Source organism: Streptomyces sp. AC558_RSS880 (genome assembly GCF_019049255.1).
In the GTDB taxonomy this organism is placed as follows: Bacteria; Actinomycetota; Actinomycetes; order Streptomycetales; family Streptomycetaceae; genus Streptomyces.
In genome coordinates this window covers 1-15,193 of record NZ_JAGMUJ010000086.1, presented here as the reverse complement: position 1 = coordinate 15,193, position 15,193 = coordinate 1, and the positions used below count along the sequence as shown (strand labels likewise).

The 15,193-nt window shown below is 71.6% G+C and carries 16 protein-coding genes and 1 pseudogene; 10 read left to right on the top strand and 7 right to left on the bottom strand.

Annotated elements, in window-relative coordinates; all coding sequences use genetic code 11:
* From KUM38_RS27310 to KUM38_RS27290, 4 genes and pseudogenes are all read left to right on the top strand, one after another.
* A partial coding sequence (locus KUM38_RS27310; protein WP_217132941.1) for a response regulator transcription factor occupies positions 1-413 on the top strand: 413 nt, incomplete at its 5' end.
* A 39-nt stretch (positions 414-452) separates the two neighbouring features.
* Positions 453-1,676 carry a cytochrome P450 gene (locus KUM38_RS27305; RefSeq protein WP_217132939.1) on the top strand — a complete coding sequence of 408 codons (1,224 nt, stop codon included), beginning with the start codon at positions 453-455 and terminating at the stop codon, positions 1,674-1,676.
* Between the two features lie 118 nt (positions 1,677-1,794).
* A pseudogene (locus tag KUM38_RS27300) lies at positions 1,795-2,993 on the top strand (RNA-guided endonuclease InsQ/TnpB family protein).
* Between the two features lie 80 nt (positions 2,994-3,073).
* Positions 3,074-3,622 (top strand): Uma2 family endonuclease, encoded by a 549-nt coding sequence (locus KUM38_RS27290; protein WP_254397829.1) that lies wholly within the window; start codon positions 3,074-3,076, stop codon positions 3,620-3,622.
* Positions 3,623-3,630: 8 nt separating this feature from the next.
* On the opposite strand, the gene KUM38_RS27285 is transcribed toward KUM38_RS27290, so the two are convergent.
* A complete protein-coding gene (locus tag KUM38_RS27285) occupies positions 3,631-5,265 on the bottom strand; it encodes an ABC transporter permease (RefSeq protein WP_217132927.1) in 1,635 nt (544 codons plus the stop codon).
* Positions 5,262-6,173 (bottom strand): ABC transporter ATP-binding protein, encoded by a 912-nt coding sequence (locus KUM38_RS27280; RefSeq protein ID WP_217132925.1) that lies wholly within the window; start codon positions 6,171-6,173, stop codon positions 5,262-5,264. Before KUM38_RS27280 ends, KUM38_RS27285 begins: the two co-directional genes overlap by 4 nt.
* A 103-nt stretch (positions 6,174-6,276) precedes the next feature.
* Between KUM38_RS27280 and KUM38_RS27275 the strand changes: the two genes are divergently transcribed.
* On the top strand, positions 6,277-6,774 hold the full coding sequence (locus KUM38_RS27275; protein ID WP_217132923.1) for a GbsR/MarR family transcriptional regulator: 498 nt from the start codon (positions 6,277-6,279) through the stop codon (positions 6,772-6,774).
* A gap of 108 nt (positions 6,775-6,882) precedes the next feature.
* On the opposite strand, the gene KUM38_RS27270 is transcribed toward KUM38_RS27275, so the two are convergent.
* Complete coding sequence (locus KUM38_RS27270; RefSeq protein ID WP_217132920.1) at positions 6,883-7,755, bottom strand: acylglycerol kinase family protein; 873 nt, start codon at positions 7,753-7,755, stop codon at positions 6,883-6,885.
* Positions 7,756-7,940: 185 nt separating this feature from the next.
* Here KUM38_RS27270 and KUM38_RS27265 point away from each other — a divergent pair, with 185 nt between their 5' ends.
* Positions 7,941-9,224, top strand: coding sequence for an adenylosuccinate synthase (locus KUM38_RS27265; RefSeq protein WP_217132919.1), 1,284 nt, complete (start codon positions 7,941-7,943; stop codon positions 9,222-9,224).
* Positions 9,225-9,340: 116 nt separating this feature from the next.
* The gene (locus KUM38_RS27260; RefSeq protein WP_217132918.1) at positions 9,341-9,631 is read left to right on the top strand and encodes a hypothetical protein; all 291 of its coding nucleotides are present in this window, start codon (positions 9,341-9,343) and stop codon (positions 9,629-9,631) included.
* A 12-nt stretch (positions 9,632-9,643) separates the two neighbouring features.
* On the opposite strand, the gene KUM38_RS27255 is transcribed toward KUM38_RS27260, so the two are convergent.
* From KUM38_RS27255 to KUM38_RS27240, 4 genes are all read right to left on the bottom strand, one after another.
* Positions 9,644-10,294, bottom strand: a complete 651-nt coding sequence (locus tag KUM38_RS27255; protein ID WP_217132917.1) for a hypothetical protein — start codon at positions 10,292-10,294, stop codon at positions 9,644-9,646.
* Entirely contained in the window at positions 10,284-10,430 is a 147-nt protein-coding gene (locus tag KUM38_RS27250) for a hypothetical protein (protein ID WP_217132916.1), read from the bottom strand. The genes KUM38_RS27255 and KUM38_RS27250 overlap by 11 nt, the downstream gene beginning before the upstream one ends.
* Positions 10,427-11,140, bottom strand: coding sequence for a GntR family transcriptional regulator (locus tag KUM38_RS27245; RefSeq protein ID WP_217132915.1), 714 nt, complete (start codon positions 11,138-11,140; stop codon positions 10,427-10,429). Before KUM38_RS27245 ends, KUM38_RS27250 begins: the two co-directional genes overlap by 4 nt.
* A 162-nt stretch (positions 11,141-11,302) precedes the next feature.
* Entirely contained in the window at positions 11,303-12,658 is a 1,356-nt protein-coding gene (locus KUM38_RS27240; protein ID WP_217132908.1) for an aspartate aminotransferase family protein, read from the bottom strand.
* A gap of 157 nt (positions 12,659-12,815) precedes the next feature.
* Here KUM38_RS27240 and KUM38_RS27235 point away from each other — a divergent pair, with 157 nt between their 5' ends.
* From KUM38_RS27235 to KUM38_RS27225, 3 genes are all read left to right on the top strand, one after another.
* Positions 12,816-13,421 (top strand): type 1 glutamine amidotransferase family protein, encoded by a 606-nt coding sequence (locus KUM38_RS27235; protein WP_217132906.1) that lies wholly within the window; start codon positions 12,816-12,818, stop codon positions 13,419-13,421.
* Positions 13,418-13,888 carry a MarR family winged helix-turn-helix transcriptional regulator gene (locus tag KUM38_RS27230; RefSeq protein ID WP_217132904.1) on the top strand — a complete coding sequence of 157 codons (471 nt, stop codon included), beginning with the start codon at positions 13,418-13,420 and terminating at the stop codon, positions 13,886-13,888. Before KUM38_RS27235 ends, KUM38_RS27230 begins: the two co-directional genes overlap by 4 nt.
* 75 nt (positions 13,889-13,963) lie before the next feature.
* Positions 13,964-15,193: serine/threonine-protein kinase (locus KUM38_RS27225; protein WP_254397826.1), on the top strand; the 1,230-nt coding region annotated here is incomplete at its 3' end.

The following is a 15,193-nucleotide window of genomic DNA, read 5'->3' as shown; positions in this document are numbered from 1 at the left end:
TCGACCTCGACGAATACGTCTACCAGGCGCTGCGCGCGGGCGCCTCCGGCTTCCTGCTGAAGGACGCCTCGGCCCGCCAGCTCGCCGACGGGGTGCGGGTCGTCGCGTCCGGGGAGGCGCTGCTCGCCCCGACGGTCACCCGGCGCCTGATCACCGAGTTCTCCAAGCTGTCCGAGGCGCCGCGGCTGATGCCGTCCGCGCAGGCGGCGTACGGCGACCTCACCGAGCGGGAGACGGAGGTGCTGGTGCTGATCGCGCAGGGCCTGTCGAACGCGGAGATCGCCGGGCGGCTGGTGGTCGCCGAGTCGACGATCAAGACGCACGTCAGCCGCATCCTGGTGAAGCTGGGCCTGCGGGACCGCACCCAGGCGGCGGTGTTCGCGTACGAGGCACGGCTGGTGACGCCGGGCTGACCCTGGTCAGGGGGCGGGGCGCCGGGCTACCGTCCGTCCATGGCAGCCCTTCCCGACCTCGCGTTCGACCCGTGGGACCCCGCGTTCGTCGCCGACCCGTACCCCGCCTACGCCGAGCTGCGGGAACAGGGCCGGGTGCGGTACTTCGAGCCGACGGACCAGTGGCTGGTCGCCCACCACGCGGACGTCTCGGCACTGCTGCGCGACCGGCGCCTGGGACGGACGTACCAGCACCGCTTCACCCACGAGGAGTTCGGCCGCACCGCCCCGCCGCCGGAGCACGAGCCGTTCCACACCCTCAACGACCACGGCATGCTCGACCTCGAACCGCCGGACCACACCCGGATCCGCCGCCTGGTGTCGAAGGCGTTCACCCCGCGCACGGTGGAGCGCCTCAAGCCGTACGTCACGCGTCTCGCGGAGGACCTGGTGTCCGCGCTGGTCGAGGCGGGCGGCGGCGACCTGCTGAAGGACGTCGCCGAGCCGCTGCCGGTCGCGGTGATCGCCGAGATGCTCGGCATCCCGGAGTCCGACCGGGCTCCGCTGCGCCCCTGGTCGGCGGACATCTGCGGGATGTACGAGCTGAACCCGCCGGAGGAGACGGCGGCGAAGGCGGTCCGGGCGTCGGTCGAGTTCTCCGACTACCTGCGCGAGCTGATCGCCGAGCGCCGCGAGAACCCCGGCGACGACCTGATCTCGGGTCTGATCGCCGCCCACGACGAGGACGACGACCGGCTCACCGAGCAGGAGATGATCTCCACCTGCGTGCTGCTGCTGAACGCGGGCCACGAGGCCACCGTGAACTCCACGGTCAACGGCTGGTGGGCCCTGTTCCGCCACCCCGACCAGCTCGCCGCCCTGCGCGCGGACCACTCCCTCGTCCCCTCCGCCGTGGAGGAGCTGATGCGTTACGACACCCCGCTCCAGCTCTTCGAACGCTGGGTGCTCGACGAGATCGAGATCGACGGCCAGGTGATCCCGCGGGGCGCGGAGATCGCGATGCTCTTCGGCTCCGCCAACCACGACCCGGCGGTCTTCACCGACCCGTCCCGCCTGGATCTGGCCCGCGCCGACAACCCGCACATCTCCTTCAGCGCCGGCATCCACTACTGCATCGGCGCACCGCTGGCCCGCATCGAGCTGGCGGCCTCGATGACGGCGCTGCTGGAGAAGACGCCGGGACTGCGGCTCGCGGCGGAGCCGCAGCGGAAGCCGAACTTCGTGATCAGAGGGCTGGAGGGGCTGGCCGTGGAAGTGGGGTGATCACCCGTCCGGATGATCACCGGCCGACTTCCGGCGAGGGACGTGGATGGCTCGTCAAGCTGGTGTCCGCCTGCGGAGGATCTGCAAGCTGAAACCAGAAAAGAAAGGGGTGGGCCGGATGATTCGGGCGTACAAGTTCCTCATGCGGCCCACGGTCCGTCAGACGATCGCACTGCGCGAGATGCTGGCCGACCACTGCTCCCTGTACAACGGCGCCCTCCAGGAACGCCGCGATGCCTACCGGCACGCCTCGAAGACCACCGTCCGGTACGGTGGCCAGTCTGCCCAACTCAAGGACATCCGGGCATTCGACCCCGAGTGCCAGGGCCGCTGGTCGTTCTCCAGCCAACCAGCGACCCTCCGGCGTCTGGACAAGGCGTTCGCCTCGTTCTTCCGGCGTGTGCAGGCCGGAGAGAAGCCGGGCTATCCGCGGTTCCGGTCAGGCAAGCGGTTCGACACCGTGGAGTTCCCGAAGGACGGCGACGGCTGCCGATGGGACTCCACCCCGCACGACCCCGTCACCCGCGTCCGCCTTCAAGGCGTCGGGCACGTCAGGGTGCACCAGCACCGGCCCGTGGCCGGCAAGGTCAAGACGATCTCGGTGAAGCGTGAGGGGCACCGCTGGTACATCGTCCTCACCGCCGAGCAGACCGCGCCCGAAGCACTCCCGGTGACCGGTTCCGTGGTCGGCATCGACATGGGCTTGGCCAACTTCCTCGCCGACTCGGGCGGGGGATTCGTACCCAACCCACGTCATGGACACAAGGCCGCCGCGAAGCTGGAAGCCGCACAGCAGGCGCTCAGCCGGTGCAAGCGCGGCAGCAAGCGGCGCCGCAAGGCCGTGGAAGCCGTGGCCCGGCTGCACCGCAAGGTCCGCCGTCAGCGTCTGGACCACGCGCACAAGACCGCGCTCGACCTCGTCCGTGAGCACGACTTCATCGCGCACGAAGACCTCAAGATCCGCAACATGAGCAAGGCCCCCGCGCCGAAGCCGGATCCCGAACAACCGGGCAGCTTCCTGCCCAACGGGGCCGGCGCGAAAGCAGGACTCAACCGCTCGATCGCCGATGCCGGATGGGGGTGTTCCTCGCGATCCTGGCCGCCAAGGCGGAAGGAGCCGGACGGCAAGTGATGGCGGTGGACCCCCGCAACACCTCCCGGCGGTGCCCTGAATGTGGGCACACCGCCGAAGAGAACCGGCCCACGCAGGAGAAGTTCCACTGCGTTGCCTGCGGCCACCACGCGCACGCGGACACAGTGGGCGCCCTGAACGTTCTACGGGCCGGGCTGGTCCGTCGCGAAGCCACACCGGCATAGCGAGAAGCCCCTCATTCATGAAGGGGAGGAGTCACGACGGTTATGGCGGAGCGCGCGCGTCATCTCAGTTGTCGGTGGCCATGTTCGAACGGATCGTCGAGTTCGTCGAGCGTGAGGACGAGACCGTCAGGTTCGAGTTCATCAACGGACGGATCGGGCTCAGGAAAGTGACCAACGGCAATCACGGCGCGATCATCATGTGGCTGGTCCGTCAGTGCATGCAGGCCAGGCCCGAACTCGATCTCAGCCCGGTGCAAGGGCTGAAGGTGGAGTCCTACCGCAAGGGCCGGGCCCGGCCGGACGCGGTGCTCGCCCCCGTCGCCCACTTCGCGGGTCAGGGGGGCTGGGCGGACACCAAGGGCGTGCTGATGACGGTGGAGGTCACCTCCTTCGACTCGGACACGCACGATCACGACCGTGTGGAGAAGCCCCAGGCCTACGCCGAGGCCGGGATCCCCGTCTACCTGCTGATCGACCGCGACCGCCGCTCGGTCCTCGTGCACAGTGACCCGGATCCGGAGGTCGGCTACCGGAACGTCCAGAAGCGTCAGCTGGGCAAGAGGGTCGTGGTTCCGGATCCTGTCGGCATCGAATTCGACACCGAGGAACTCAAGCAGTACATGGACTGATCGCCCCCTCAGCTCGTCAGGTCCCGGCGCCGCAGCCCGGCCACCCCCGCCCCCACCAGCCCCGCCGCGAGAGCCGTGAGGATCAGCACCGGGGGCCACTCCATGCCCCCGCCCGGCAGCTTCGGCAGATGACCGAAGGGCGACAGGTTCAGCACCGCCCGCGGTACGTCCAGCGCCGGTCCGACCCAGCCGATCAGCAGCACCGCACCGGCCACGCCCCACGCCGCCATCGCCGCCCGGGGCACCAGCCCGTACAGCAGGACCGCGACCCCGCCGATCACCCACACCGCCGGGACCTGCACCAGGCACGCGCCCAGGATCGCGCCCGCCTGCTCGCCGTGGCCGAGCGCGAGACCCGCCCCCGCGAGCAGCATCAGCAGCACCACCCCGCCGAACGCCACCGCCAGGTGCCCGGCCGCCCACCGCAGCCGTCCGACCGCCCCCGCGAGGACCGGTTCGGCCCGCCCCGAGGTCTCCTCGCCGTGCAGCCGCAGCACCGACGCCACGACGAACAGGGCGGCCACCAGCCCCAGCATCCCGGCCATCGCCGCGAGGAACACGTCCGTGAGACCGGACTGACCGCCCATCCGCTGGAGGATCTCCCGGGCGCTGTCGTTGTCGCCGACCAGATCGGCCGCCCCCTCCGCCATCCCGCCGTACACCAGCCCGGCGAGCAGGAACCCGATGCTCCAGCCGAGCACACCGCCCCGCTGCAACCGCCACGCCAACGCCCCCGCGCCGCCCAGCCGCCCGGCGGCCGGTCCCGGACGGCTCGACAGGAAGCTCATGCCGAGGTCCCGGCGTCCGGCGAGCGCGTACGCCACCGCCCCCTGAGCCAGCGCCGCTCCCGCGAACAGCCCCAGCACCCACCACCGTTCACCGGCGAACGCCCGCAGGTTCGTCAGCCAGCCGAGCGGGGACGCCCACGTCAGCGGCGACGAACCTCCCCCAGTGCCGAAAGCCTGGGAGGTGCCCCCATCGGTCGCGGAGTCACCGGCCGCCCGCAGCACGAACGCCGCCCCGAGCACCGCCGCCGTCAGCCCCCGCGTGAGCCGTGCGCTCTCCGTCAGCTGGGCCACGATCGCCGCCATGGTCGCGAAGACCATGCCCACGCCCGCGATCCCGAGCCCGAACGCGAGCGCGCCCGCCGCGCCCTGCCCGGCCAGTCCGGCCGTCACCAGCAGTGCCAGCACCCCGTTCGCGACGGCCGCCGCGAGCAGCGCCGCCGTCAGCGAGGCCCTGCGCCCCACCATCCCGGACGCCACCATCTCCTGACGTCCGCTCTCCTCCTCGTCCCGCGTGTGCCGTACGACGACCAGCAGACCGACCACGGCGGCCAGCGCCCCCGCGTAGACCCCGACCCGCCAGGCGGTCAGCGCGCCGAGGGAGTCGCCGAAGACCGGGCCGACCATGGCCCGCAGGGAGGAGTTGCCGGCCGTCTGGCCGACCAGGTCGGCGCGTTCGGCGGGAGTGCCGTACAGGCCCTTCAGCGTGTTCGGCATGGACAGCACCATCAGCGCGTTCACCGCGACCCAGACCGGGATCATCACCCGGTCCCGGCGCAGCGCGAAACGCAGCAGGGTGCCGGTGCCCGCGAGCTGGCGGGAGCTCGCGGGCCGTACGGCGAAGGCGGCGGCGCTCATCGGGCGGTCACCCCGCTCTCGGCGGCCTCGTCCTGGTAGTGCCGCAGGAACAGCTCCTCCAGCGTCGGCGGGGTGGACGTCAGCGACCGCACGCCCGACTCGCTCAGCGAGCGCAGCACCGCGTCCAGCTTGTCGGTGTCGACCTGGAGCCGCACGCGCCGCCCCCGTACGTCGAGGTCGTGCACGCCGGGCAGTCCGGCCAGCCCGTTCGGCGGGCCGGCGAGTTCGGCGCTCACGCTCGTCCGGGTCAGATGCCGCAGCTCGGCGAGCGAACCGCTCTCCACGGTCCGCCCCTTGCGGACGATGCTGACCCGGTCGCACAGCTCCTCCACCTCGCTGAGGATGTGCGAGGACAGCAGCACGGTCCGCCCGCGTTCCCGCTCCTCGGCGACGCAGCGCTGGAAGACCTCCTCCATCAGCGGGTCCAGACCGGACGTCGGCTCGTCCAGGATCAGCAGATCGACGTCGGAGGCGAACGCGGCGACCAGGGCGACCTTCTGCCGGTTGCCCTTGGAGTACGTGCGGCCCTTCTTCGTCGGGTCCAGCTCGAACCGCTCGACCAGCTCGGCCCGGCGGTGCGGGTCCAGGCCGCCGCGCAGCCTCCCGTACAGGTCGATGACCTCGCCCCCGGAGAGGTTGCGCCACAGCGTCACGTCACCGGGGACGTAGGCGATGCGGCGGTGGAGCTCCACGGCGTCCGTCCACGGGTCCCGGCCGAGTACCTGCGCGGCTCCGGAGTCGGCGCGCAGCAGGCCGAGCAGGACGCGGATGGTGGTGGACTTCCCGGAGCCGTTGGGGCCGAGGAAGCCGTGGACCTCGCCGGACTCGACGTTCAGGTCGAGACCGTCCAGTGCGTGGGTCCGGCCGAACGACTTGTGCAGTCCGGACACGGTGATGGCCTTCGTCATGTTTCGGAACGTACGCTTTCTTCAGGAATTTGTGAAGTTAAGGAAGCGTAAAAGAGATGGCTAGACTGATTCGTGGCGTCCGAGCAGGGGAGATGATCGGATCATGGCGGAACCGGGCGGGTCGGTCCGGGACCCGGAGGCAGTCTCACGGTTCGTGGAGCACTTCGCGGCGCAGCTGGTGGAAGCCGGGCTCCCGCGCATGCCCGCCCGTGTCTTCGGGGCCCTGCTCGCCTCCGACACCGGGGTGATGACCTCCGTCGAGCTGGGCGAACAGCTGAAGATCTCGCCGGCGGCGGTCTCCGGCGCGGTGCGCTACCTGTCCCAGGTGCACATGGTGTCGCGCGAACGTGAGCCCGGCTCCCGCCGCGAGCGGTACCGAGTCCACGGCGACCAGTGGTACGAGGCCCTGACCAACCGCGAGGCCATCCTCAAGCGCTGGGAGGGCGCCCTCCGGGAGGGCGTCACCAGCCTGGGCGCGGACACCCCGGCGGGGCGCCGGCTGGCGGAGACGCTGGCCTTCTTCGAGTTCATGGAGAAGGAGGTCGAGGCGATGATGGAGCGCTGGCGGGTGTATCGGGAGGAGCGGTTCGGGCGGGAGTGAGGGGCGATCGGGAAGTGGTCACGGACCTGTAATCGATCGGATGCTCCGAGTTGCGGCTGGTCCGTCTCCACTCGACACCACCGAGTTCAAGGCTCCCTGAAACGGTAGCTACCGCACCGGCACCGTCAGCCCCCACGCCCCCTCCCGCACCACCCACGTCCGCGTCCCCACCGGCCCCGACACCACCGCGTCCGCGCGATACCGGAAGTGGGCGCCCGACACCGTCACCGTGCGGGCCTCCGCCAGCAGTGGCGACGCCTCCGCGCCCACCGACGCCGGACGCACCTCCACCCGAGCCGTTCCCGAGGCGTCGGGGACGACCGAGACGGACTCCACCGGCTGGTGCAGATCGACGAGCGTCTCCCCGTCGACCTCCACCCGCAGCCGCGTCGGCCCCGCCTCGGGGACGGAGACGGCACCGGACGGCCTGGCCGGCACCAGAGTCCGTACGAGGGACCGGCACGTCCGCAGCCACGGCCGCCCCACCCCGCCGGCCTCCTCCCGCACCCGTGCCACACCCCCGAGCGGCGGGATCCGCAGCGCGCCGAGCACCACCCCGTCGCTGTCGTCCACCAGCAGGTCCATGCGCTGCTCGGCCCCGTCCAGCACGGCCCGTGCCGCCGCCACCGCCCCCGTGGGCACCCCCAGCGACCGGGCGAGGGAGACCGCGCCCCCCACCGGCACCAGGGACAGCGCGCAGTCGGCCAGCTCCCGCTGCCGGTGCAGCAGCGTCACCGCCCGCACCAGGGCCCGGTCGTCGCCGATCACCACCGGCCGCCGCGACCCGCGCCGCGCCAGCATCCGGGCGAACTCCTCCGGCCCGTCCGGCAGACACACCTTGGCTCCCGCCGCACCCGCGCCGATCACGTCCTTCGCGATCCGGACGGACTCGCCGTCCGCCCGTCGGGCGACCGGATCGATGACCACCAGGAGCTGATCGGACGTCGCGGAAGAGGTCCTGGAAGTCGCCACCTCGGCCATGCCTCGCTTCCTCGGGTAGCATCTTTGTGCAAGAGCCCCTTGCGCTATTGCGCCAGGGGCTTCGTCTATTCCGGGGCATCCGGTCCGACGGTTGGCGGCCAACGGTGGTCGCGGTGCACGCGGCGGTGATCCTCCGTGTGCGCCCCTGACCTTGGACATGCCCCGCCCGGAAGGGGTGTACGCGCGTGCCCGCACTTGTGCTGCTCGGTGCTCAGTGGGGTGACGAAGGCAAGGGAAAGGCGACGGACCTGCTCGGTGGTTCCGTCGACTATGTGGTGCGCTACCAGGGCGGCAACAACGCCGGCCACACGGTAGTCGTGGGCGATCAGAAGTACGCCCTCCACCTGCTCCCTTCCGGAATCCTGTCCCCCGGCTGCACGCCGGTCATCGGCAACGGCGTCGTCGTCGACCCGTCGGTCCTGCTCTCCGAGCTGAGCGGTCTGAACGAGCGTGGCGTCGACACGTCCAAGCTCCTGATCAGCGGAAACGCTCACATCATCACGCCGTACAACGTGACGGTGGACAAGGTGACCGAGCGGTTCCTCGGCAAGCGCAAGATCGGGACCACGGGCCGGGGCATCGGCCCGACCTACGCCGACAAGATCAACCGCGTCGGTATCCGCGTCCAGGACCTGTACGACGAGTCGATCCTCACCCAGAAGGTCGAAGCGGCCCTCGACGCCAAGAACCAGATGCTCACCAAGCTCTACAACCGGCGCGCGATCGCCGTGGAGCAGGTGGTCGAGGAGCTGCTGGGCTACGCCGACAAGCTCGCCCCGTACGTCGCCGACACGGTGCTGGTGCTGAACGAGGCGCTGGAGCAGGACAAGGTGGTCCTCTTCGAGGGCGGCCAGGGCACGCTGCTCGACATCGACCACGGCACGTACCCCTTCGTCACCTCGTCCAACCCGACCGCGGGCGGCGCCTGCACGGGCGCCGGCGTGGGCCCGACGAAGATCAGCCGGGTCATCGGCATCCTGAAGGCGTACACCACCCGCGTCGGCGCCGGCCCGTTCCCGACGGAGCTGTTCGACGAGGACGGCGAGGCGCTGCGCCGCATCGGCGGCGAGCGCGGTGTCACCACCGGCCGGGACCGCCGCTGCGGCTGGTTCGACGCGGTGATCGCCCGCTACGCCACCCGCGTCAACGGCCTCACCGACTTCTTCCTCACCAAGCTCGACGTCCTCACCGGCTGGGAGCAGATCCCGGTCTGCGTGGCGTACGAGATCGACGGCAAGCGCGTCGAGGAGCTGCCGTACTCGCAGTCCGACTTCCACCACGCGAAGCCGGTCTACGAGATGCTGCCGGGCTGGAGCGAGGACATCAGCAAGGCCAAGTCCTTCTCCGACCTGCCGAAGAACGCCCAGGCCTACGTCAAGGCCCTGGAGGAGATGTCCGGCGCCCCGATCTCCGCGATCGGCGTGGGCCCGGGCCGCGACGAGACGATCGAGATCAACTCGTTCCTGTAGCACCGTTTGTTCCAGCCGGCCACCGGCGTCCCTCGACGAGGGGCGCCGGTGGTTCCGTCGTAGCGGGCATATCCTGACATTCAGTGCGTGCATCGACGCGGAAGAGGGTGAGTGCGATGCGCGTGATGCTCAAGGCGACGCTGGACACCGAGAAGGCGAACGAGCTGATCAGCAGCGGGAAGATGGCCGACCAGGTCAAGGGGATACTCGACCGGCTGCAGCCGGAGGCGGCCTACTTCGGTCCGATCGGCGGGCGGCGGACGATGGTGCTGGTCCTCCACATGCAGGACAGCTCGGAGCTGCCCCCGGTGGGCGAACCGTTCTTCACCCACATGAACGCCCAGGTGGAGATGTGCCCCGTCATGAACGTGGAGGACCTCCAGAAGGGACTCTCCCAGCTGGGCTGACCCCTGCCGGGATCAGCTGAAGACGATCATCGACCCCTGCGCCAGGCTCCGTGTCGCCGCCGCGTGCAGGCCCAGCCAGACGTGGCGTTCGCGGGCGAAGGGGCTGGGGTCGTACGGAGCGGGGACGGCCGGCTCCTCCAACTCGGTCGGACCGCGCGGCGGTTCGGGCGCGGCCGGGGGGTTCGCCGGGTCGATGCCGATGGACGGGGCGACCAGCTCCAGCTCCCGCAGCAGCGCGTGGGAGGAGCCCAGAGGGCCGCCGCCCGCGAGGAGTTCGTCGTTGGCGAGGGGGTGCGGGAAGTCGACGGGGACGTACGCGCCCGCGTGGTCGTAGTGCCAGACCAGGTGGGACTGCTGGGCCGTCGTCTCGAACATCTCCAGCAACTGCTCGTAGTCACCGCCCAGTTCGTCCACCGGCGTGACCGGCAGCCCGCACACCTGGAGCAGGTACACCCGCCGCAGGAAGTGCAGCGCGTCGTAGTCGAAACCCGCGACCGGGGCCACCTCGCCGGACAGTCCCGGCATGTACTGGTACACCGGCACCGGTGGCAGGCCGGACTCGGCGAGCACCGCGTTGTACTGCGCGAGTTCCTCGGCGAACGGGTTGTCGGGCGTGTGGCACAACACGTCGACGAGCGGTACCAGCCACAGGTCACAGGCCAAAAGAGGACTCCTCGCGCAGCGCGGCGGTCATGGTGGTCACGGTGGTCACGTCGGTCGGGGTGTTCGTCGTGGTCAGGGAAGCGTAGCGGCGCCCGGCGCGGGCGGCTCCCCCCGTGCGGACCCCGGTGCGGGTCACTTACCCATCCCACCGGCTGTCAGCCCCTCGATGAGGGAGAGCACGTGCGCGTTGTACGACTCGACGATCGCGCGGGCCGCATCGGTGTCCCGGCGTGACAGGGCGTCGACCAGATCGGTGTGTTCGGCCCACAGGCGCCCGCGCAGATCGGGCAGCCGCCGCAGATGCTGCACCACACACACCCAGGACTGGACGCGCAGCCGGTGCAGGAAGTCGGTGAGGTACGGATTGCCGAACACGGACCCGAGTTCGCGCCAGAAGCGCAGGTCGTAGCCGATCAGCACGGTGACCTCCCCGGCGAGGGCCGCGCGCTGCGCCTCCTCGCCGCGTCTGCGCACCCCGGCGAGGGCGGCGGCGACCCGGGGCTCGTCCGGCCGGAGATGGGCCAGGTGGCCCTCGGTCAGCGCGAGGAACATCCCGTCGGTCACCAGGGTGCGGGCCTCGAGCATGCCCCGGAAGTCGTCGACGGAGTACTCGTGCACCCGGAAGCCCCGGTGCTGGTCGGCGTCGAGCAGCCCCTGCGCCGACAGGTCGACCAGCGCCTCCCGGACGGGGGTCGCGGACACGCCGTACTGGTCGGCGATCTCCTTGACGGTGAACTCCTGCCCCGGCTGGAGCCGCCCGGCCAGCACCTCGTCACGGAGCGCGTCCGCGATCTGCTGCCGCAGGGTGCTGCGGGTCACGGCACCGCCGCCGCTGAAGCCGGGCATGGTCGGGGCGTCTCCCTCGTCGCGTTCGAGTGACGTGCACACGGATGTGTACGAGCACGCCACCTTACGCGTTCGGACGGGCCCCGGGGTGTTCGAAAAAGGCGCGAGGGGGAGACCCCCTCGCGCCCTCTCGCGCCCGTTCACGCCGACTTCCCGGCGCGGTTACTCCACGTAGCCGTCCGCCACGGACAGGGCCGCGTCCAGTGCCGCCAGCCCTTCCTTCAGCTCCGCCTCGCTCGCGTTGCACGGCGGCACCACGTGCGTCCGGTTCATGTTCACGAAGGGCCAGATCCCGGCCTCCTTCGCGGCGGCGGCGAAGGCCGCCATCGGGGCGTTCGCCTCGCCGGCCGCGTTGTACGGCACCAGCGGTTCCCGGGTCTCCCGGTCGCGCACCAGCTCCAGCGCCCAGAACATGCCGGTCCCGCGGACCTCGCCCACGCTCGGGTGCCGCTCCGCCAGCTCCCGCAGCCCGGGCCCGACGACGGACGCGCCGAGCGTCGCCGCGTTCTCGACGACGCCCTCCTCCGCCATCACCTCGATCGTCGCGACGGCGGCGGCGCAGGCCAGCGGGTGCCCCGAGTACGTCAGACCGCCCGGGTACGGCCGCTTGCCGAACGTCTCGGCGATCGCCCCGGAGATCGCGACCCCGCCCAGCGGTACGTACCCGGAGTTCACGCCCTTCGCGAAGGTCATCAGGTCCGGGACGACGTCGTACAGGTCCGCCGCGAACCACGTCCCGGTCCGCCCGAACCCGGCCATGACCTCGTCGAGGACGAAGACGATGCCGTACTTGTCGCAGATCTCGCGCACGCCCGCGAGGTAGCCGGCGGGCGGCGGCATGATGCCCGCCGTCCCCGGGATCGTCTCCAGGACGATCGCGGCGACGGTTCCCGGCCCCTCGAAGGCGATCGTCGTCTCCAGGTGCTCCAGCGCCCGCGCGCACTCCTGCTCCTCGCTCTCCGCGTAGAAGCGGGAGCGGTACAGGAACGGCGCCCAGAAGTGCACGACCCCGGCCGTGCCGCTGTCGGAGGCCCAGCGGCGCGGGTCACCGGTGACGTTGACCGCCTGCTGGGTGCCGCCGTGGTACGAGCGGTAGGCGGAGAGCACCTTGGGGCGGCCGGTGTGCAGCCGCGCCATGCGGACGGCGTGCTCCACGGCGTCGGCGCCGCCGTTGGTGAAGAAGATCTTGTCCAGGTCGCCCGGGGTCCGCTCGGCGATCAGCCGCGCCGCCTCCGACCGCGCCTCGACGGCGAACGCGGGCGCGAACGTCGTCATCCGCGCCGCCTGCTCCTGGATCGCGGCGACGACCTTCGGGTGCTGGTAGCCGATGTTGGTGTAGACGAGCCCGCTGGTGAAGTCGAGGTAGCGCCGGCCGTCGTAGTCCCAGAAGTACGACCCCTCCGCCCCGGCGACGGCGAGCGGGTCGATGAGCTCCTGCGCGGACCAGGAGTGGAACACGTGCGCACGGTCGGCGGCCTTGACGGCGGCCCCGACCTCGGGGTTCGGCTGAGGGGTCATGGGGCCGAGGGTAGGCCGGGGCCGTGGGGCCGCGACATCGGCGGCCTGTCTGCGGTGGGGGACTTTCCGCGACAGGTTGTCGACGATGTCGATTGACAGTGAGCTGTCGTAATGACAAGATGCTGTCATCTGTTGGTGTACCCACAAGGGAGCGGTCATGACCCGCAAGCCCGTGCACCTCGCCCTCTACGACACCTTCGCCGACTGGGAGACCGGTCACGCCACCGCGCACCTCGCGCGCGCCGGCTACGAGGTGCGTACGGTCACCCCGGCCGGGGAGCCCGTCACCGGCATCGGCGGACTCCGCGTCCTGTCCGACCTCGCGCTCGACGCACTGCGGCCCGAGGACAGCGCGCTGCTGATCCTTCCCGGCGCCGACCGCTGGGACGAGGGCGACGACCTCGCCCCCTTCGCCCGTACCGCCCGCGCCTTCCTCGACGCCGGTGTGCCCGTCGCCGCGATCTGCGGCGCCACCGCCGGGCTCGCCCGCGAGGGGCTGCTCGACGAACGGGCGCACACCAGCGCCGCCCCCTTCTACCTCGCCGCGACCGGCTACGCGGGCGGCGACCGGTACGTCGAGGCCGACGCGGTCACCGACGGCGGCCTCGTCACCGCCGGGCCGACCGAGCCCGTCGCCTTCGCCCGCGAGATCTTCCGGCTGCTCGGGGTCTACGACGAGAAGGTGACCGACGCCTGGTACCGGCTGTTCCACGACTCCGACCCCGAGGCGTACGCCGAGTACGCGAAGGCCCTGGCGCGGTGAGCCGGGAGCATCAGGACCTGCTCAGCAGGGGTGCGCTCGGCACCTTCCGGCTGAACGGCCAGTTCCTCGCGGTCGCCGAGGAGCTGGCCCGGCCCGCCGGGCTCACCGCCGCCTGGTGGCAGGTGCTCGGCGCGGTCCTCGGCGAGCCGCTGCCGGTCTCCGGGATCGCCAGGGCCATGGGCATCACCCGGCAGAGCGTGCAGCGCGTCGCCGATCTGCTGGTGGAGCGCGGACTCGCCGAGTACCGGCCCAACCCGGCCCACCGCCGCGCCAAGCTCCTCGCCCCGACCGAGGAGGGACGCGCGGCGGTCAGCCGCGTCGACCCCGGCCACGCGGCCTTCGCGGAGCGGCTGGCGGAGGCGTACGGAGCGGCGTACGGGGAGACGGAATTCGCCCGGGCGGTGGAGGCGCTGGAACGCCTGTCCACGGTGCTGGACGCACTCGGACCGCCTGTTACGGAACCGTAGAGGTCACCCGGCTCACCGGGTACCGGCCCCGCACTATTCTCGGAATGTTGCTCATTGGGGGGAGGCGGTGCGGCGATGGACAAGCTCGGGCCCGGGGATCCACAGCGCATCGGGGCGTACCGGCTGCTCGCGCGGCTCGGGGCCGGCGGCATGGGGCAGGTCTACCTCGCCCGCTCCGACCGGGGACGCACCGTCGCCGTCAAGCTGGTCCGCCAGGAGCTGGCCCAGCGGGAGGAGTTCCGGTCGCGCTTCCGCCAGGAGGTGCGGGCCGCGCGGCAGGTCGGCGGCGACTGGACGGCGCCGGTCCTCGACGCGGACACGGAGGCGCCCGTGCCGTGGGTCGCCACCGGGTACGTCGCCGGGCCCAGCCTCCAGCAGGTGGTCGCACACGACCACGGGGCGCTGCCCGAGCGTTCGGTACGCATCCTCGCCGCCGGTCTCGCGCACGCGCTGAAGGACATCCACGCCGCCGGGATCATCCACCGGGACCTCAAGCCGTCCAACGTGCTCGTCACCATCGACGGTCCGCGCGTCATCGACTTCGGGATCGCGCGGGCGCTGGAGACGGTGACCGACGGCGGGCTCACCCGCACCGGCGCGCTCGTCGGCTCGCCCGGCTTCATGGCACCCGAGCAGGTGCGCGGCGACCGCATCACACCGGCCTGTGACGTGTTCTGCCTCGGCTCGGTGCTCGCCCACGCCGCCACCGGCACGCTCCCGTTCGGCACCGCCCACAGCGGTGTGCACGCGTTGATGTTCCGCATCGCCCAGGAGGAACCCGACCTGGAGCGGGTGCCCGAAGGGCTCGCCGATCTCGTACGCGACTGCCTGCGCAAGGACCCGGCGGCGCGGCCCACGCTGGACCAGGTCCTGCAGCGCACCGGCGCGGACGACACGGTCGCCGACGGCCGCTCCCGCGACCCCTGGCTGCCGGGCGCCCTGGTGGCCCAGCTCGGCCGCCACGCGGTCCGCCTCCTGGACGCGGAGGACCCGGAAACCCCGATGCCCCCCGCACCGGCGGGCACGCCTCCGACCGCCCTGCCGCCGGTACACCCGGGCAACCCCGACCCCGCTCCGGCATCGGGGGGCGCGTCTCCGGCCGCCTGGCCGCCGGTACACCCGGGTAGCCCTGACCCTGCTTCGGCATCGGGGGGCGCGTCTCCGGCCGCCTGGCCGCCGGTACATCCGGGCAACCCCGACCCCGCTCCGGCATCGGGGGGCGCGTCTCCGGCCGCCTGGCCGCCGGTACATCCGGGTAGCCCTGACCCTGCTTCGGCATCGGGGGGCGCGTCTCCGGCCGCCTGG